This window comes from Lelliottia sp. 489, from assembly GCF_050435885.1.
GTDB classification, from domain to species: domain Bacteria; phylum Pseudomonadota; class Gammaproteobacteria; order Enterobacterales; family Enterobacteriaceae; genus Enterobacter; species Enterobacter nimipressuralis.
Genome location: NZ_JBNDLC010000004.1, coordinates 100,999 through 118,330, shown reverse-complemented (window position 1 = coordinate 118,330; position 17,332 = coordinate 100,999). Strand labels below are relative to the sequence as shown.

General features: G+C 54.3%; 16 protein-coding genes. 13 read left to right on the top strand and 3 right to left on the bottom strand.

From position 1 onward, the window contains the following. From murD to mutT, 12 genes are all read left to right on the top strand, one after another. Positions 1-1,317 carry a UDP-N-acetylmuramoyl-L-alanine--D-glutamate ligase gene (gene murD, locus ABIE11_RS14245; protein WP_100777625.1) on the top strand — a complete coding sequence of 439 codons (1,317 nt, stop codon included), beginning with the start codon at positions 1-3 and terminating at the stop codon, positions 1,315-1,317. Beyond that, a complete protein-coding gene (gene ftsW, locus ABIE11_RS14240) occupies positions 1,317-2,561 on the top strand; it encodes a cell division protein FtsW (RefSeq protein WP_102104595.1) in 1,245 nt (414 codons plus the stop codon). Before murD ends, ftsW begins: the two co-directional genes overlap by 1 nt. Next, positions 2,558-3,622 (top strand): undecaprenyldiphospho-muramoylpentapeptide beta-N-acetylglucosaminyltransferase, encoded by a 1,065-nt coding sequence (gene murG / locus ABIE11_RS14235; protein ID WP_429184747.1) that lies wholly within the window; start codon positions 2,558-2,560, stop codon positions 3,620-3,622. The genes ftsW and murG overlap by 4 nt, the downstream gene beginning before the upstream one ends. A 59-nt stretch (positions 3,623-3,681) precedes the next feature. Then, the gene (murC, locus tag ABIE11_RS14230) at positions 3,682-5,157 is read left to right on the top strand and encodes a UDP-N-acetylmuramate--L-alanine ligase (RefSeq protein WP_107702258.1); all 1,476 of its coding nucleotides are present in this window, start codon (positions 3,682-3,684) and stop codon (positions 5,155-5,157) included. Further along, positions 5,150-6,070, top strand: coding sequence for a D-alanine--D-alanine ligase (locus ABIE11_RS14225; protein ID WP_129035422.1), 921 nt, complete (start codon positions 5,150-5,152; stop codon positions 6,068-6,070). The genes murC and ABIE11_RS14225 overlap by 8 nt, the downstream gene beginning before the upstream one ends. 1 nt (position 6,071) lies before the next feature. Further along, positions 6,072-6,914 (top strand): cell division protein FtsQ, encoded by an 843-nt coding sequence (gene ftsQ, locus ABIE11_RS14220; protein ID WP_100777620.1) that lies wholly within the window; start codon positions 6,072-6,074, stop codon positions 6,912-6,914. Beyond that, positions 6,911-8,167, top strand: coding sequence for a cell division protein FtsA (gene ftsA / locus ABIE11_RS14215; protein ID WP_095280777.1), 1,257 nt, complete (start codon positions 6,911-6,913; stop codon positions 8,165-8,167). Before ftsQ ends, ftsA begins: the two co-directional genes overlap by 4 nt. Before the next feature lie 111 nt (positions 8,168-8,278). Next, on the top strand, positions 8,279-9,430 hold the full coding sequence (ftsZ, locus tag ABIE11_RS14210) for a cell division protein FtsZ (RefSeq protein ID WP_006173842.1): 1,152 nt from the start codon (positions 8,279-8,281) through the stop codon (positions 9,428-9,430). Between the two features lie 101 nt (positions 9,431-9,531). After that, the gene (gene lpxC, locus ABIE11_RS14205; protein WP_100777619.1) at positions 9,532-10,449 is read left to right on the top strand and encodes a UDP-3-O-acyl-N-acetylglucosamine deacetylase; all 918 of its coding nucleotides are present in this window, start codon (positions 9,532-9,534) and stop codon (positions 10,447-10,449) included. Between the two features lie 275 nt (positions 10,450-10,724). Continuing rightward, positions 10,725-11,228: a secA translation cis-regulator SecM gene (secM, locus tag ABIE11_RS14200; protein ID WP_231276707.1), complete on the top strand. Its 504-nt coding sequence runs from the start codon at positions 10,725-10,727 to the stop codon at positions 11,226-11,228. A 59-nt stretch (positions 11,229-11,287) separates the two neighbouring features. Beyond that, positions 11,288-13,993 carry a preprotein translocase subunit SecA gene (gene secA / locus ABIE11_RS14195; protein ID WP_107702255.1) on the top strand — a complete coding sequence of 902 codons (2,706 nt, stop codon included), beginning with the start codon at positions 11,288-11,290 and terminating at the stop codon, positions 13,991-13,993. 59 nt (positions 13,994-14,052) lie between these two features. Continuing rightward, on the top strand, positions 14,053-14,454 hold the full coding sequence (gene mutT, locus ABIE11_RS14190) for an 8-oxo-dGTP diphosphatase MutT (protein ID WP_429184746.1): 402 nt from the start codon (positions 14,053-14,055) through the stop codon (positions 14,452-14,454). A gap of 32 nt (positions 14,455-14,486) precedes the next feature. On the opposite strand, the gene yacG is transcribed toward mutT, so the two are convergent. Genes yacG through coaE form a run of 3 tightly spaced genes read right to left on the bottom strand, consistent with a single transcriptional unit; the run spans position 14,487 to position 16,054 of the window. Beyond that, the gene (gene yacG / locus ABIE11_RS14185; protein WP_100777615.1) at positions 14,487-14,681 is read right to left on the bottom strand and encodes a DNA gyrase inhibitor YacG; all 195 of its coding nucleotides are present in this window, start codon (positions 14,679-14,681) and stop codon (positions 14,487-14,489) included. Positions 14,682-14,690: 9 nt separating this feature from the next. Further along, a complete protein-coding gene (gene zapD, locus ABIE11_RS14180; RefSeq protein WP_194512709.1) occupies positions 14,691-15,434 on the bottom strand; it encodes a cell division protein ZapD in 744 nt (247 codons plus the stop codon). Continuing rightward, a complete protein-coding gene (gene coaE / locus ABIE11_RS14175) occupies positions 15,434-16,054 on the bottom strand; it encodes a dephospho-CoA kinase (protein WP_107702252.1) in 621 nt (206 codons plus the stop codon). Before coaE ends, zapD begins: the two co-directional genes overlap by 1 nt. Before the next feature lie 228 nt (positions 16,055-16,282). Between coaE and ABIE11_RS14170 the strand changes: the two genes are divergently transcribed. Next, a complete protein-coding gene (locus ABIE11_RS14170) occupies positions 16,283-17,326 on the top strand; it encodes a GMP reductase (RefSeq protein WP_100777612.1) in 1,044 nt (347 codons plus the stop codon). The last annotated feature ends 6 nt before the right edge of the window (positions 17,327-17,332 follow it).

Here is a 17,332-nt window from a genome sequence, read left to right as displayed (position 1 = left end):
ATGGCAGATTACCAGGGTAAAAAAGTCGTTATCATCGGGTTAGGCCTAACGGGCCTTTCCTGCGTGGACTTTTTCCTCGGGCGCGGCGTTACGCCGCGTGTGATGGATACGCGTGTTTCTCCGCCTGGTCTGGACAAGCTGCCAGAACAGGTTGAACGCCACCTTGGTGGTCTGAATGATACCTGGCTGCTCGATGCCGATCTGATTGTCGCCAGCCCTGGGATGGCGTTGGCGCATCCGTCATTAAGCGCGGCAGCAGATGCGGGCGTTGAAATTGTCGGCGATATTGAACTGTTTTGCCGTGAAGCCCAGGCGCCGATTGTGGCGATTACCGGCTCTAACGGCAAAAGTACGGTTACGACGCTGGTCGGCGATATGGCGAAAGCGGCGGGCGTTAACGTCGGCGTCGGCGGCAATATTGGCCTGCCTGCGCTGATGCTGCTCGATCCGGCTCGCGAGCTGTATGTGCTTGAACTGTCCAGCTTCCAGCTGGAAACCACCTCTAGTCTGCAGGCCGTGGCAGCCACGATCCTGAACGTGACTGAAGATCATATGGATCGCTATCCGTTTGGCCTGCAGCAGTACCGCGCGGCCAAACTGCGCGTCTATGAAAATGCGAAAGTCTGTGTGGTGAACGCAGACGATGCGCTGACCATGCCGGTGCGTGGTGCAGACGAACGTTGCATCAGCTTTGGCGTGAATATGGGTGACTACCACCTGAATCACCAGCAGGGCGAAACCTGGCTGCGTGTGAAGGGCGAAAAAGTATTGAACGTGAAAGAGATGACTCTTTCCGGGCAGCACAACTACACCAATGCGCTCGCGGCGCTGGCGCTGGCCGATGCCGCAGGTTTACCGCGTGCCTCCAGCCTCAAAGCGCTGACAACCTTTACCGGTCTGGCGCACCGCTTCCAGCTGGCGCTGGAGCACAACGGCGTGCGCTGGATTAACGACTCAAAAGCAACCAACGTGGGCAGCACCGAAGCCGCACTGAAAGGATTACGCGTCGATGGCACGCTGTATCTGTTGCTGGGGGGCGATGGAAAATCGGCGGATTTCTCGTCCCTGAAACCGTATCTGATGAGCGATAACATCCGCCTGTACTGCTTTGGCCGTGACGGCGCTGAGCTGGCGGAGCTGCGCCCGGAAATTGCTGAACAAACTGAAACGATGGAACAGGCTATCCGCCTCATCGCGCCTCAGGTTAAACCGGGTGATATGGTGCTACTCTCTCCGGCATGTGCCAGCCTCGACCAGTTTAAGAATTTCGAACAGCGTGGTGATCTGTTTACCCGCCTCGCGAGGGAGTTAGGCTGATGCGTTTATCTCTCCCTCGCCTGAGAATGCCGCGCATGCCGGGGTCCCGAATCCTGGGCTGGCTGTTTGCGGCGCTGAAAGGCTGGGTGATGGGCTCGCGGACGAAAGATTCCGATAGCCTGGTCATGTACGACCGTGCGCTCCTGTGGTTTACGCTGGGTCTGGCGGCTGTGGGCTTCATCATGGTGACCTCGGCTTCGATGCCCGTTGGGCAGCGTCTGGCGAACGATCCTTTCCTGTTCGCCAAGCGTGACGGTTTGTACATCATCCTGGCATTCTGCCTGGCGCTGATTACGCTGCGTCTGCCGATGGAGTTCTGGCAGCGCCACAGTACCGCGATGCTGATCGCCTCCATTATTATGCTGTTGATCGTGCTGGTGGTGGGTAGCTCCGTTAACGGTGCATCGCGCTGGATCGCCTTTGGCCCGCTGCGTATTCAGCCTGCGGAATTCACCAAGCTGTCGCTATTTTGTTATCTCGCTAACTACCTTGTGCGCAAGGTTGATGAAGTGCGAAATAACCTGCGCGGCTTCTTAAAACCGATGGGTGTGATTCTGGTTCTCGCAGTGCTTCTGCTGGCGCAGCCGGACCTCGGTACGGTGGTGGTGCTGTTCGTCACCACGCTGGCGATGCTGTTCCTGGCGGGTGCCAAGCTGTGGCAGTTCATTGCGATTATCGGCATGGGCATCTCGGCCGTGGTCCTGCTGATCCTTGCCGAGCCGTATCGTATCCGCCGTGTGACCTCTTTCTGGAACCCCTGGGAAGATCCGTTTGGCAGCGGTTATCAGCTGACTCAGTCTCTGATGGCCTTTGGTCGCGGCGAAGTGTGGGGCCAGGGTTTAGGCAATTCAGTTCAAAAACTGGAGTATCTGCCCGAGGCGCATACGGACTTCATCTTCTCCATTATTGGGGAAGAACTGGGTTATATCGGTGTGGTACTGGCACTTTTAATGGTATTCTTCGTCGCTTTCCGTGCTATGTCGATTGGCCGAAAAGCGCTGGAAATCGATCACCGTTTCTCAGGTTTCCTGGCCTGCTCAATTGGTATCTGGTTTAGCTTCCAGGCATTGGTCAACGTTGGCGCCGCAGCAGGTATGCTGCCGACGAAGGGCCTGACGTTGCCGTTGATCAGTTACGGTGGTTCGAGTCTGTTGATTATGTCGACGGCGATTATGTTCTTGTTACGCATAGATTATGAGACGCGTCTGGAAAAAGCCCAGGCGTTTACACGAGGTTCACGATGAATCAACCGAAGCGGTTAATGGTGATGGCAGGCGGTACCGGCGGACATGTTTTCCCGGGGCTTGCGGTTGCGCACCATTTAATGGATCAAGGCTGGCAAGTGCGCTGGCTGGGAACCGCCGATCGCATGGAAGCCGATCTGGTGCCGAAGCACGGTATCGAGATCGACTTTATTCGGATTTCAGGCTTACGTGGCAAAGGCATCAAAGCGCAGCTGCTGGCTCCGGTGCGTATCTTCAACGCCTGGCGTCAGGCGCGCGCAATCATGAAGCGCTTTAAGCCTGATGCGGTGCTGGGTATGGGCGGATATGTTTCCGGCCCGGGTGGGCTGGCGGCCTGGTCGCTTGGGATCCCAGTTGTGCTCCATGAGCAGAACGGTATCGCCGGGCTGACCAACAAATGGCTGGCAAAAATTGCCACCAAAGTGATGCAGGCTTTCCCGGGTGCATTTCCTGCCGCAGACGTAGTGGGTAATCCGGTGCGCGTGGATGTGCTGGCGCTCCCGTTGCCGCAGGAACGCCTGATCGGGCGCGAAGGCCCGGTGCGGGTACTGGTTGTCGGCGGCTCTCAGGGCGCGCGGATTTTGAACCAGACCCTGCCACAAGTGGCGGCAAAACTGGGCGATAGCGTGACGATCTGGCATCAGAGCGGAAAAGGTGCGCAGCAAATGGTCGAACAGGCGTATGCCGAAGCCGGTCAGTCGCAGCATAAGGTTACTGAATTTATTGACGATATGGCAGCGGCCTATGCCTGGGCCGATGTCGTGGTGTGCCGTTCCGGCGCACTGACGGTGAGTGAAATCGCCGCAGCAGGATTGCCAGCAGTGTTTGTGCCTTTTCAGCACAAAGATCGCCAGCAGTACTGGAATGCGTTACCGCTTGAGAAAGCGGGTGCCGCAAAGATTTTTGAACAGCCACAGTTTACCGCAGACGCCGTCGCTACCACCCTCGCGGGCTGGAACAGAGCGACCCTGCTGGAGATGGCCGAACGCGCACGCGCGACGGCTATACCGGATGCGACCGAGCGGGTGGCAAATGAAGTGAGCCTGGCAGCAAAGGCTTAACCCTTGCAGCGCGTTTTGCGTTGCCACGAATTTTTAGAAGTATCGATGGCGGTTAGAGAATGAATACACAACAACTGGCGAAACTGCGTTCAATCGTGCCCGAGATGCGTCGCGTCCGGCACATCCACTTCGTTGGCATCGGCGGCGCAGGAATGGGCGGTATTGCCGAAGTTTTAGCGAACGAAGGTTACCAGATCAGCGGTTCCGATCTGGCGCCGAACCCTGTTACGCAACAGTTGGCGTCGCTTGGGGCGACCATCTATTTCAACCATCGTCCTGAAAACGTACTCGATGCGAGTGTTGTTGTGGTCTCAAGCGCGATCTCCTCTGATAACCCGGAGATTGTTGCCGCGCACGAAGCGCGTATCCCGGTGATTCGCCGCGCAGAGATGCTGGCTGAGCTGATGCGCTTTCGTCACGGTATTGCCGTTGCGGGTACCCACGGTAAAACGACGACCACGGCGATGGTCTCCAGTATTTATGCAGAAGCCGGTCTTGATCCGACCTTCGTCAACGGTGGTCTGGTAAAAGCGGCGGGCGTTCATGCGCGTCTGGGCCACAGCCGTTACCTTATTGCTGAAGCGGATGAGAGCGATGCGTCGTTCCTGCATCTGCAGCCGATGGTGGCGATTGTCACCAACATCGAAGCCGACCATATGGATACCTACCAGGGCGACTTCGAAAATTTAAAGCAGACGTTTATTAATTTCCTGCACAATTTGCCGTTTTATGGTCGTGCGGTGATGTGTGTGGACGATCCGGTAATTCGTGAATTGCTGCCGCGCGTGGGTCGTCAGATTACGACTTACGGTTTCAGCGAAGATGCGGACGTGCGGGTGGAAGATTACACGCAAATCGGTGCGCAGGGGCATTTCACCCTGGCACGTCAGGATAAACCGCTGCTGCGCGTTACCCTGAATGCACCGGGACGCCACAATGCGCTCAATGCTGCGGCTGCGGTGGCTGTCGCCACTGAAGAGGGCATTGAGGACGAGGCAATTTTACACGCGCTGGAAGGTTTCCAGGGCACAGGGCGTCGTTTTGACTTCCTCGGTGAATTCCCGCTGGAGCCGGTAAACGGCAAAGCAGGTACCGCGATGCTGGTGGATGACTATGGTCACCATCCGACAGAAGTGGATGCAACCATTAAAGCGGCACGTGCGGGCTGGCCGGACAAAAATCTGGTGATGATTTTCCAGCCACACCGCTACACACGTACGCGCGATCTTTATGACGACTTCGCAAACGTGCTGTCGCAGGTGGATACGCTGCTGATGCTGGATGTTTATTCAGCGGGTGAAACTCCGATTCCGGGCGCGGACAGCCGTTCTTTGTGTCGTACGATACGCGGACGCGGTAAGGTAGACCCGATTCTGGTTTCCGATCCGGCTCAGGCGGCTGAAATTCTGGCGCCAGTGCTGACCGGTAACGATTTGATTCTGATTCAGGGCGCGGGAAATATCGGCAAAATCGCGCGTAACTTAGCGCAAATCAAACTGACGCCGCAAACCTCAGAGGATGAACGCAATGGCTGATAAGATTGCGGTCCTCTTTGGCGGAACCTCTGCTGAGCGTGACGTCTCGCTGAACTCCGGCGCCGCCGTGCTGGCGGGTCTGCGTGAGGGTGGAGTCAACGCCCACCCGGTAGATCCTAAAGAGACGGACATTACTCGTCTCAAGGAGATGGGGTTTCATAAAGTCTTTATCGCTTTACACGGTCGTGGCGGTGAAGACGGTACGCTGCAAGGGCTATTGGATTTAATCGGTTTGCCTTACACCGGCAGTGGTGTGATGGCCTCCGCCATTTCCATGGACAAATTACGCAGTAAATTACTGTGGCAGGGCGCGGGTTTACCCGTTGCGCCATGGGTTGCGCTGACGCGCCGCGAGTTTGAAGCGGGCGTTGACGAGAGCGTCAATGCGCGCATTGCGCAGTTGGGTTTGCCGGTTATTGTCAAACCCAGCCGTGAAGGCTCAAGCGTCGGTATGTCCAAAGTTGATCAAGCTGGTGATTTAAACCAGGCGTTAGCACTGGCTTTTCAACATGATGAAGAAGTTCTGATTGAAAAATGGCTCAGCGGTCCGGAATTTACCGTGGCGATGCTCGGCGAAGAAATTTTGCCGTCAATTCGTATCCAACCCGCTGGAACCTTCTATGATTATGAAGCGAAGTATCTCTCTGATGAGACGCAATATTTCTGCCCAAGTGGTCTGGAAGCAGAACGTGAAGCAGATTTACAGGACCTGGTGCTTAAAGCCTGGACTGTTTTGGGTTGCCGTGGCTGGGGACGCATCGATGTGATGCAGGACAGCGACGGAGAATTTTACCTGCTGGAAGCGAATACCTCACCGGGTATGACCAGCCACAGCCTGGTGCCGATGGCGGCGCGTCAGGCGGGCATGAGCTTCTCGCAGTTAGTCGTACGTATTCTGGACCAGGCGGGCTGATATGTCGCAGGCTGCACTAAACACGCGCAACCGCGAAGAAGAGGAAGAATATTCCTCTTCAGGACGGAGTAATGGAACGCGTCTTGCAGGGATCCTGTTCCTGCTCGGTGTGCTGTGTACCGTGTTTATCAGCGGCTGGATGGTGTTGGGCTGGATGGAAGATGCGCAACGGTTACCGCTGTCAAAACTGGTGGTCACCGGCGAGCGTCACTACACGCGTAACGATGATATCCGTCAGTCGATCCTTGCGCTGGGATCGCCTGGCACTTTCATGACCCAGGACGTCAACATTATCCAGAGCCAGATTGAACGTCTGCCATGGATAAAACAGGCGAGCGTCAGAAAGCAATGGCCTGATGAATTGAAGATTCATCTGGTTGAATATGTGCCCATTGCGCGTTGGAATGATCAGCATATGGTCGACGTAGACGGAAATTCGTTCAGCGTCCCGGCAGATCGTGTCAGCAAGCAAAGTTTACCGATGTTGTCTGGCCCGGAAGGCAGTGAAAACGAAGTGCTACAAGGTTTTCGCGAGATGGGGCAGGTGCTGGCTAAGGACAGATTTGCGTTAAAAGATGCGTCAATGACGGCTCGCCGCTCCTGGCAGCTGACGTTGACGAATGGGATTAAGCTCAATCTTGGTCGCGGCGACACGATGAAGCGTTTGGCGCGTTTTGTAGAACTGTACCCCGTTTTACAGCAGCAGGCGCAGACCGACGGCAAACGGATAAGCTACGTTGATTTGCGCTATGACTCAGGCGCAGCAGTCGGTTGGGTACCGGCTCCGGTTGAGGAACCTAATCAGCAACAGAATCAGGCACAGGTACAGGCAGAACAACAATGATCAAGGCGACGGACAGAAAACTGGTAGTTGGACTGGAGATTGGCACCGCTAAGGTTGCCGCTTTAGTAGGGGAAGTTCTGCCCGACGGTATGGTCAATATCATTGGTGTGGGCAGTTGCCCGTCCCGTGGTATGGATAAAGGTGGGGTAAACGACCTCGAGTCGGTGGTGAAATGCGTACAGCGCGCCATCGATCAGGCAGAATTAATGGCAGATTGCCAGATTTCCTCCGTCTATCTGGCCCTCTCTGGTAAGCACATTAGCTGCCAGAACGAAATCGGGATGGTGCCGATTTCTGAAGAGGAAGTGACGCAGGAAGACGTTGAAAACGTAGTGCACACGGCTAAATCCGTGCGCGTGCGCGATGAACACCGCGTGCTGCACGTGATTCCGCAGGAATATGCGATCGACTACCAGGAAGGTATCAAAAATCCGGTCGGTCTTTCCGGCGTGCGTATGCAGGCAAAAGTGCACTTGATCACATGTCACAACGACATGGCGAAAAACATCGTCAAAGCCGTTGAACGTTGTGGCCTGAAAGTTGACCAACTTATTTTTGCAGGACTGGCAGCAAGCTACTCGGTTCTGACTGAAGACGAACGTGAATTGGGCGTCTGTGTGGTTGATATCGGTGGTGGTACAATGGATATGGCCGTGTATACGGGCGGTGCATTGCGTCACACCAAAGTCATCCCTTATGCCGGGAATGTCGTGACCAGCGATATCGCTTACGCCTTTGGTACGCCTCCGAGCGATGCAGAGGCGATTAAAGTGCGCCATGGTTGTGCATTAGGCTCCATCGTCGGTAAAGATGAGAGCGTTGAAGTGCCAAGCGTGGGCGGTCGTCCGCCGCGCAGTCTGCAGCGTCAGACGCTGGCAGAGGTGATTGAGCCGCGTTATACCGAGCTGCTCAACCTCGTCAACGAAGAGATTTTACAGTTACAAGAACAGCTTCGTCAGCAGGGTGTGAAACACCATCTCGCGGCGGGGATTGTATTAACCGGTGGTGCAGCGCAAATTGAAGGTCTTGCCGCCTGTGCCCAGCGAGTGTTCCATACGCAAGTCCGTATTGGTGCGCCGCTGAATATTACCGGGTTAACGGATTACGCTCAGGAGCCGTATTATTCAACGGCCGTGGGCCTGCTGCACTACGGGAAAGAGTCCCATTTGAGTGGTGAAGCAGAAGTGGAAAAACGTACGTCGGTCGGTTCCTGGGTCAAACGACTCAATTCCTGGCTGAGAAAAGAATTTTAATTTTTAAAGAGACCGGAGAGAATTAGCGGTCTCAGGCGACAGGCACATACGCAAAAGCACTCTTTTGCCCAAGCAGGCTTGAGTGATGAAGCGTAAAAACGGAGAGAAACCATGTTTGAACCAATGGAATTAACCAACGACGCGGTGATTAAAGTCATCGGCGTCGGTGGCGGCGGCGGTAACGCTGTCGAGCATATGGTGCGCGAACGCATCGAAGGTGTTGAATTCTTTGCAGTTAACACCGATGCTCAGGCACTGCGAAAGACAGCTGTAGGCCAGACTATTCAGATCGGTGGTGGAATCACTAAAGGTCTGGGCGCTGGGGCTAACCCAGAAGTCGGTCGTAACGCGGCTGAAGAAGATCGTGAAGCACTGCGTGCTGCACTTGATGGCGCCGATATGGTGTTTATCGCAGCGGGCATGGGCGGTGGTACCGGTACGGGTGCTGCACCGGTCGTTGCTGAAGTGGCAAAAGATCTGGGTATCCTGACCGTTGCTGTCGTGACGAAGCCTTTCAACTTTGAAGGCAAGAAGCGTATGGCATTCGCGGAGCAGGGTATCACTGAGCTGTCCAAACACGTGGACTCTCTGATTACCATCCCGAACGACAAACTGCTGAAAGTGCTGGGTCGCGGTATCTCCCTGCTGGACGCTTTTGGCGCAGCAAACGACGTGCTGAAAGGCGCGGTTCAGGGTATCGCTGAGCTGATTACTCGTCCGGGTCTGATGAACGTCGACTTCGCCGACGTCCGCACCGTGATGTCCGAAATGGGCTATGCGATGATGGGCTCTGGCGTGGCAAGCGGTGAAGACCGTGCGGAAGAAGCGGCTGAAATGGCGATCTCTTCTCCACTGTTGGAAGACATCGATCTGTCCGGTGCGCGCGGCGTTCTGGTCAACATTACCGCTGGCTTCGATCTGCGTCTGGATGAGTTCGAAACCGTGGGTAACACTATTCGTGCGTTCGCGTCTGATAACGCCACCGTGGTTATCGGTACTTCCCTTGATCCGGAAATGAACGATGAGCTGCGTGTGACCGTTGTTGCCACCGGTATCGGCATGGACAAACGTCCAGAGATCACCCTGGTCACCAACAAACAGACCCAGCAACCGGTAATGGATCGCTACCAGCAGCACGGCATGGCACCGCTGACGCAGGAGCAAAAACCGGCTGCGAAAGTGGTGAACGACAATACGCCACAAACCGCGAAAGAACCGGATTATCTGGATATCCCAGCGTTCCTGCGTAAGCAAGCTGACTAAGAATTGGCTGGAATTTGGGGATTTTCGCTCTTTGTGCTAAACTGGCCACCCGTTAGTGATATACACTCTCGGTTGGATAAGTAATTTGGCGAGATTATACGATGATCAAACAAAGGACACTTAAACGTATCGTTCAGGCGACTGGCGTCGGTTTACATACCGGCAAAAAAGTCACACTGACGTTGCGCCCTGCGCCGGCCAATACCGGGGTCATCTATCGTCGCACCGACTTGAATCCACCGGTAGATTTTCCGGCCGATGCCAAATCTGTGCGTGATACTATGCTCTGTACTTGCCTGGTGAACGAGCATGACGTGCGGATTTCTACCGTAGAGCACCTGAACGCCGCCCTGGCGGGTCTGGGTATCGACAACATCGTTATTGAAGTCGATGCGCCAGAAATCCCAATCATGGATGGCAGTGCTGCTCCGTTCGTTTATCTGCTGCTTGATGCGGGCATTGATGAACTGAACTGCGCGAAGAAATTTGTACGCATTAAAGAGACTGTTCGCGTGCAAGATGGCGACAAGTGGGCTGAATTCAAACCGTTTAATGGTTTCTCGTTGGACTTTACCATCGACTTTAACCATCCGGCGATTGACGGCAGCAACCAGCGCTATGCGATGAACTTCTCTGCTGATGCGTTTATGCGTCAGATTAGCCGTGCACGTACTTTCGGTTTCATGCGTGATATTGAATATCTGCAGTCCCGTGGCCTGTGCCTGGGCGGCAGCTTCGATTGTGCCATCGTTGTTGACGATTATCGCGTACTGAACGAAGACGGCCTGCGTTTTGAAGATGAATTCGTTCGTCACAAAATGCTGGACGCAATCGGCGACCTCTTCATGTGTGGTCACAACATCATTGGTGCATTTACCGCGTTTAAATCCGGCCATGCACTGAACAACAAATTGTTGCAGGCAGTTCTCGCAAAACAGGAAGCCTGGGAATTTGTGACCTTCGAAGATGAAGCTGAACTGCCACTGGCATTCAAAGCGCCGAGCACGGTTCTGGCGTAACGGTTAATTCCGTATCGTAAAATCGACTGGTTGACCTGGTACTCTCTCCGGCCAGGAAGACCAGTCGTTTTTGTTTTTGCACGTCTGATTTTCTTCCCCGCATGATTATTGCCCGCTAAGCACAGAATGTGCGCGCGTTCGCTGCATTCTTGACCGTTTTTACCCGTGGCAATCTGTCATTCCTGCTGATGTATTATCGCTTTAGTGATAATATCTGTGCGCTAAATAATATCTGAACGCATGCCTGAACGGGCCTGCACACGATGGTGGATTAGGTGAGCGGAATACTAACGCGCTGGCGACAATTTGGCAGACGTTACTTCTGGCCGCATCTCTTATTAGGGATGGTTGCGGCGAGCCTCGGCTTGCCTGTACTCAGCCACTCCGCAGAAGCGGCAACGCCTGCGAACACCACCACCGCCAAACACGATCTCTCTACGCGAGTTAACTTCACTCATCTCGCGCTGCTCGAAGCCAGTCGCCGTCCGAACTTTACGGTCGATTACTGGCATCAACATGCTATTCGCACCGTCATCCGTCATCTTTCGTTTGCCATGGCGCCACAAGCCGTGCCTGCTGCGGAAGAGTCGCTGCCGGTTCAGGCGCAACATCTTGCGCTGCTGGATACGCTCAATGCGCTGCTGACGCAGGAGAGCAAACCGCCGGTCATCGTTCGTCAGATGGCTCAGACCGCCTTTATCCCACACGCCGCCTTTTCGGTGTCCGCCTGGATTAGCCAGGTGCAGGGCATCCGCGCCGGGCCACAACGCCTCAGCTAAATTAACTTTTTTCAATACCTTAATTTATCTGCCCATGATGGGGCGTGTGAGAATTTATTATGCTAATCAAATTATTAACCAAAGTTTTCGGTAGCCGTAACGATCGTACCCTGCGCCGTATGCGCAAAGCGGTCACCGTCATTAATGGTATGGAACCGGAGATGGAAAAACTCTCCGATGACGAACTGAAAGCGAAAACGGGCGAGTTCCGTGAGCGTCTGGAAAAAGGCGCAACCCTGGAAAGCCTGATTCCAGAAGCTTTCGCTGTGGTTCGCGAAGCGAGTAAACGCGTGTTTGGCATGCGTCACTTCGACGTACAGCTGCTCGGCGGTATGGTTCTGAACGAACGCTGCATCGCAGAAATGCGTACCGGTGAAGGTAAAACCCTGACCGCAACGCTGCCTGCCTACCTGAACGCATTGACCGGTAAAGGCGTTCACGTCGTGACCGTCAACGACTACCTGGCACAGCGTGACGCCGAAAATAACCGTCCCCTGTTCGAATTCCTCGGCATGTCCGTCGGCATCAACATGTCCGGCCTGCCCGCTCCGGCGAAGCGTGAAGCGTACGGCGCAGACATCACCTACGGCACCAACAACGAATACGGTTTTGACTACCTGCGCGACAACATGGCGTTTAGCCCGGAAGAGCGCGTACAGCGTAAACTGCACTACGCGCTGGTGGATGAGGTCGACTCAATCCTCATCGATGAAGCCCGTACTCCGCTGATCATCTCCGGCCCGGCTGAAGACAGCTCCGAGATGTACCGTAAAGTCGATAAAATCATCCCGCACCTGATTCGTCAGGAGAAAGAAGATTCTGATACCTTCCAGGGCGAAGGCCACTTCTCCGTGGATGAAAAAGCGCGTCAGGTGAACCTGACCGAACGCGGTCTGGTCCAGATCGAAGAGCTGCTGGTTGAACAGGGCATTATGGAAGAGGGCGAGTCACTTTACTCCCCGACCAACATCATGCTGATGCACCACGTTACTGCGGCATTGCGCGCTCACGTCCTGTTCACTCGCGACGTGGATTACATCGTGAAAGACGGCGAAGTGATCATCGTTGATGAACACACTGGTCGTACCATGCAGGGCCGTCGCTGGTCTGATGGTCTGCACCAGGCTGTGGAAGCGAAAGAAGGCGTCGATATTCAGAACGAAAACCAGACGCTGGCTTCTATCACCTTCCAGAACTACTTCCGTTTGTATGAAAAACTGGCGGGCATGACCGGTACAGCGGATACCGAAGCGTTCGAATTTAGCTCTATCTACAAGCTGGATACCGTTGTCGTTCCAACGAACCGCCCAATGATCCGTAAAGATATGCCGGATCTGGTCTACATGACCGAAGCGGAAAAAATTCAGGCGATCATCGAAGATATCCGCGAGCGTACCGCTGCAGGTCAGCCGGTGCTGGTGGGTACTATCTCTATCGAAAAATCCGAAGTGGTCTCTCACGAGCTGGATAAAGCGGGCATTAAGCACAACGTGCTGAACGCTAAATTCCACGCCAAAGAGGCCGATATCGTTGCGCAGGCGGGTTATCCGGCTGCGGTCACCATCGCCACAAACATGGCGGGTCGTGGTACCGATATTATGCTGGGTGGTAGCTGGCAGGCCGAAGTGGCCGAGCTGGAAAACCCAACGCCAGAACAAATTGCGCAGATCAAAGCTGACTGGCAGGTACGTCACGATGCGGTGCTGGCCTCCGGTGGTCTGCACATCATTGGTACCGAGCGTCACGAATCTCGTCGTATCGATAACCAGCTGCGTGGTCGTGCGGGTCGTCAGGGTGATGCCGGTTCTTCCCGCTTCTACCTGTCAATGGAAGATGCCCTGATGCGTATTTTCGCCTCTGACCGTGTGTCTGGCATGATGCGTAAACTGGGGATGAAACCGGGCGAAGCGATTGAGCACCCTTGGGTGACCAAAGCGATTGCCAACGCACAGCGTAAAGTGGAGAGCCGCAACTTCGATATTCGTAAGCAGCTGCTTGAGTATGATGATGTTGCCAACGATCAGCGTCGTGCTATCTACACCCAGCGTAACGAACTGCTGGATGTGTCCGACGTGAGCGAAACCATCAACAGCATTCGAGAAGATGTCTTCAAAGTGACTATCGATGCGCACATTCCACCGCAGTCTCTGGAAGAGATGTGGGATGTTGAAGGCCTGCAGGAACGTCTGAAAAACGACTTCGATCTCGAACTGCCGATCAAAGAGTGGCTGGACAAAGAGCCAGAGCTGCACGAAGAGACGCTGCGCGAACGTATTCTGGAAACTGCGGTTGCCGTTTACAAGCAGAAGGAAGAAGTGGTTGGCACCGAGATGATGCGTCACTTCGAGAAAGGCGTCATGTTGCAGACCCTGGACTCTCTGTGGAAAGAGCATCTGGCAGCGATGGATTACCTGCGTCAGGGTATTCACCTGCGCGGCTATGCGCAGAAAGATCCTAAGCAGGAGTACAAACGTGAATCCTTCGCCATGTTCGCCTCGATGCTGGAGTCACTGAAATACGAAGTGATCAGTACCCTGAGCAAAGTTCAGGTACGTATGCCAGAAGAAGTGGAAGCGATGGAACAACAGCGTCGTGAAGAGGCTGAGCGTCTGGCACAGATGCAGCAGCTGAGTCACCAGACTGACGAAGACGAAGCGGCAGCGGCGATTGCAGCCCAGACGGGCGATCGCAAAGTGGGCCGTAACGATCCGTGCCCATGTGGTTCCGGTAAAAAATACAAAGCGTGTCATGGCCGTCTGAGCTAAACACGTATCACCAGTTGAAAAGGCGCAGACATCTGCGCCTTTTTTATGGAAGTCACAATATGAAAATACTGCAAATCGCTGTCGGGATTATTCGCAACTCGCAAAACCAGATCTTCATTACTCAACGCGCCGCTGATGCCCATATGGCGAATAAATGGGAGTTTCCTGGCGGGAAAATTGAATCAGGTGAAACGCCGGAACAGGCGCTGATTCGCGAACTTCAGGAAGAGGTGGGGATCACCCCGAGTGGCCCTATATTGTTCGATAAGCTCGAATACCAGTTCCCGGATCGCCACATTACGCTGTGGTTCTGGGTGGTGGAAAGCTGGGAGGGGGAACCTTGGGGCAAAGAGGGACAGCCTGGCAACTGGGTTGAATTAGAAGCGCTGGACGCCGATAAATTCCCGCCAGCCAATGCGCCTGTCATTGCAAAACTGATTGAGGAATGGAAGGCCTGCTAAGCCGATTGTCAGCAGGCGCTGCGGAGAACGGGTTATTGCTGTTCTTCGCTCCAGTCGTCGCTGTCGGACAGATCGCCCGCGCTCGGGATACGTTTCTCTTCCGCAGCCCATTCACCCAGATCGATTAACTGGCAGCGTTTGCAGCAGAACGGGCGAAACGGGCTGATTTCGCCCCAGATCACGGCTTTCCCACAGGTCGGGCAACTGACGGTAATAATTTCAGACATCAATACTCCTTAGCAACAAGCCAGTTCGAAATCGAGACGTTCTGGCACGGTGCCATTTTCACTGTCCAGCGGCATAAAGCGAATCGCAAAGCGGCTTTTATGCCCTGAAATCTGCGGATAAAGCTGCTCGCCGAGCGCAATATTCAGACGCAGCAGATCGGCATCGTCGCCGTTGTCCTGGTAAAAACCGTTAAGGCTGGTCTGCTTGCGAAACGGCGATGAGTGGCGCACGAGATCGAGGATCAGCGTCAGCGCCTGATTCATTGGCTCCAGACTTTCCATCCAGCTCGTCACCTGTGCATCGCGTTGTTCTTGCTGCATATGCAGCCACATGTGCAACGTTGGCAGGTCGAAACTGCAACAGCCACCCGGAATGCTCAGACGCTGGCGCACCAGGGCAATCAGGCGATCTTCGCGCAGAAACTGCCCCACGCGTGGTGCGGCCATCAGAATGCTACTGCTTTGTTTCAGCTGAAGACGCAGGGAGTCAATGCGGCTCTGATCGACACCGGGGACTTCAGTCCAGGCCTGCAGTTTACGCTGCTGGCGCTCAAGTTCTTTCAGTAATTCGGTACGAACGTCACCGCGCTCAATGACATCCAGCAGATCCCCGACATTGCGAAAAAAATGCAGCGCCGTAGCGTGATCGGCGATAGGACGATGGTGCGACATCTGCTGAATGAGAAATTCTATACGCAACCAGGTGCGCATTTTTTCATTGAGTGGGTGCTCAAAAAGGATGTGCGTATTCATTATGGTTTTTCCTGTGCTACGGCCTGCGCCGCGTAGATCAGATACTGGGCGTGCAGGCGGGCAACATCCGATTCAATTGTGTCGGGTGCGCCATCATTATCAATAACATCATCTGCGACGGCAAGGCGCGCTTCACGCGTTGCCTGCGCAGCAAGAATTTGTTCAGCGTGCTGACGAGTGACATTATCGCGCAGCATCGTACGCTGAAGCTGTGTCTCAGGTGATACATCGACGACCAGAACACGATCGGCTTTATGCTGCAGCTGATTTTCAACGAGCAAAGGAACAACCCATAGCACATAAGGTGATGTGGACGCAGCGATCTGGCGCTGAGTTTCCTGGTGAATCATGGGGTGCAGGAGAGCATTGAGCCAGGTTTTCTCAGCGGGCTGCGCAAAGATACGCTCACGCAGCAGGCGTCTGTTCAATGTGCCATCGGCATTGATGATGTGATGTCCGAAATGCCCGGCAATCGCATTGAGGCCGGGTGTATGAGGCTCTACCACCTGACGGGCAATAATATCCGCATCAATAATCGCGATACCCCGACGTGAAAAAGCATTGGCCACGGTGCTTTTGCCACTGCCAATACCGCCCGTTAACGCTACGACGTACCCCATTAAATCAGATCCTGGGAATTATTCATTTTTAAAATCAGCTGCTTAGAAATTGAACTTACAGTAGCGAATGGTTAATTCTGTTTACCTGCTTTTGACCAGGTAAATTTATAGGATTGTAGCGTAAAAAAAGAGAAATTCGCAGTCTTGCGGAGCACGTATTAGTGCGTATGATAACGTCACTGGAGTTGTGCTTTTAACATATTTGCCTCTAACCCCAGGAATCCGCACATGCGTATCGAAGAAGATCTGAAGTTAGGTTTCAAAGACGTTCTCATCCGCCCTAAACGCTCTACGCTGAAAAGCCGCTCAGACGTTGAACTCGAACGTCAATTCACCTTTAAGCATTCCGGTCAGACCTGGTCTGGCGTGCCTGTTATTGCCGCTAATATGGATACCGTCGGTACCTTTGCTATGGCTACCGCGCTGGCGACTTTCGATATTCTGACTGCGGTGCATAAGCATTACAGCATTGAAGAGTGGAGCGCTTTTGCCGCTTCAGCGTCTGATGATGTGAAGAAACACATCATGGTATCTACCGGTACCTCCGATGCGGATTTCGAAAAAACCAAACAAATCCTGGTCGCAAATCCCGAGTTTAATTTTGTCTGCATCGACGTTGCGAATGGCTATTCCGAGCATTTTGTTCAGTTCGTCAGCAAAGCGCGTGCAGCCTGGCCGACCAAAACCATCATTGCGGGTAACGTCGTGACCGGCGAGATGTGCGAAGAGCTGATTCTGTCTGGTGCAGATATCGTGAAAGTCGGTATCGGTCCAGGCTCTGTTTGCACCACGCGTGTTAAAACAGGTGTTGGCTATCCACAGCTGTCCGCTGTGATTGAGTGTGCCGATGCGGCCCACGGTCTGGGCGGTCAGATCATCAGCGACGGTGGCTGCACCACCCCTGGCGATGTGGCGAAAGCCTTTGGCGGCGGCGCTGATTTCGTGATGCTGGGCGGTATGCTGGCAGGGCACGAAGAGAGCGGTGGCGCTGTGGTTGAAGAAAACGGCGAGAAATTCATGCTGTTCTACGGTATGAGCTCTGAATCGGCCATGAACCGCCACGTTGGCGGCGTTGCACAGTACCGTGCAGCAGAAGGCAAAACCGTGAAACTGGCTCTGCGCGGCCCGGTCGAAAATACCGCTCGCGACGTTCTGGGTGGGCTGCGTTCTGCATGCACGTATGTCGGCGCATCACGCCTGAAAGAGCTGACCAAACGCACTACCTTTATCCGCGTTCAGGAACAAGAAAACCGCGTTTTCAATAGCCTGTAATCGCTT

Coding starts and splice junctions, on each gene's coding strand:
- ftsZ (WP_006173842.1), top strand. CDS start 8,279: ATGTTTGAACCAATGGAATTAACCAACGACGCGGTGATTAAAGTCATC.
- zapD (WP_194512709.1), bottom strand. CDS start 15,434: ATGAATACGCACATCCTTTTTGAGCACCCACTCAATGAAAAAATGCGC.
- ABIE11_RS14170 (WP_100777612.1), top strand. CDS start 16,283: ATGCGTATCGAAGAAGATCTGAAGTTAGGTTTCAAAGACGTTCTCATC.
- ftsW (WP_102104595.1), top strand. CDS start 1,317: ATGCGTTTATCTCTCCCTCGCCTGAGAATGCCGCGCATGCCGGGGTCC.
- secA (WP_107702255.1), top strand. CDS start 11,288: ATGCTAATCAAATTATTAACCAAAGTTTTCGGTAGCCGTAACGATCGT.
- murD (WP_100777625.1), top strand. CDS start 1: ATGGCAGATTACCAGGGTAAAAAAGTCGTTATCATCGGGTTAGGCCTA.
- murG (WP_429184747.1), top strand. CDS start 2,558: ATGAATCAACCGAAGCGGTTAATGGTGATGGCAGGCGGTACCGGCGGA.
- mutT (WP_429184746.1), top strand. CDS start 14,053: ATGAAAATACTGCAAATCGCTGTCGGGATTATTCGCAACTCGCAAAAC.
- yacG (WP_100777615.1), bottom strand. CDS start 14,681: ATGTCTGAAATTATTACCGTCAGTTGCCCGACCTGTGGGAAAGCCGTG.
- coaE (WP_107702252.1), bottom strand. CDS start 16,054: ATGGGGTACGTCGTAGCGTTAACGGGCGGTATTGGCAGTGGCAAAAGC.
- ABIE11_RS14225 (WP_129035422.1), top strand. CDS start 5,150: ATGGCTGATAAGATTGCGGTCCTCTTTGGCGGAACCTCTGCTGAGCGT.
- murC (WP_107702258.1), top strand. CDS start 3,682: ATGAATACACAACAACTGGCGAAACTGCGTTCAATCGTGCCCGAGATG.
- ftsQ (WP_100777620.1), top strand. CDS start 6,072: ATGTCGCAGGCTGCACTAAACACGCGCAACCGCGAAGAAGAGGAAGAA.
- ftsA (WP_095280777.1), top strand. CDS start 6,911: ATGATCAAGGCGACGGACAGAAAACTGGTAGTTGGACTGGAGATTGGC.
- lpxC (WP_100777619.1), top strand. CDS start 9,532: ATGATCAAACAAAGGACACTTAAACGTATCGTTCAGGCGACTGGCGTC.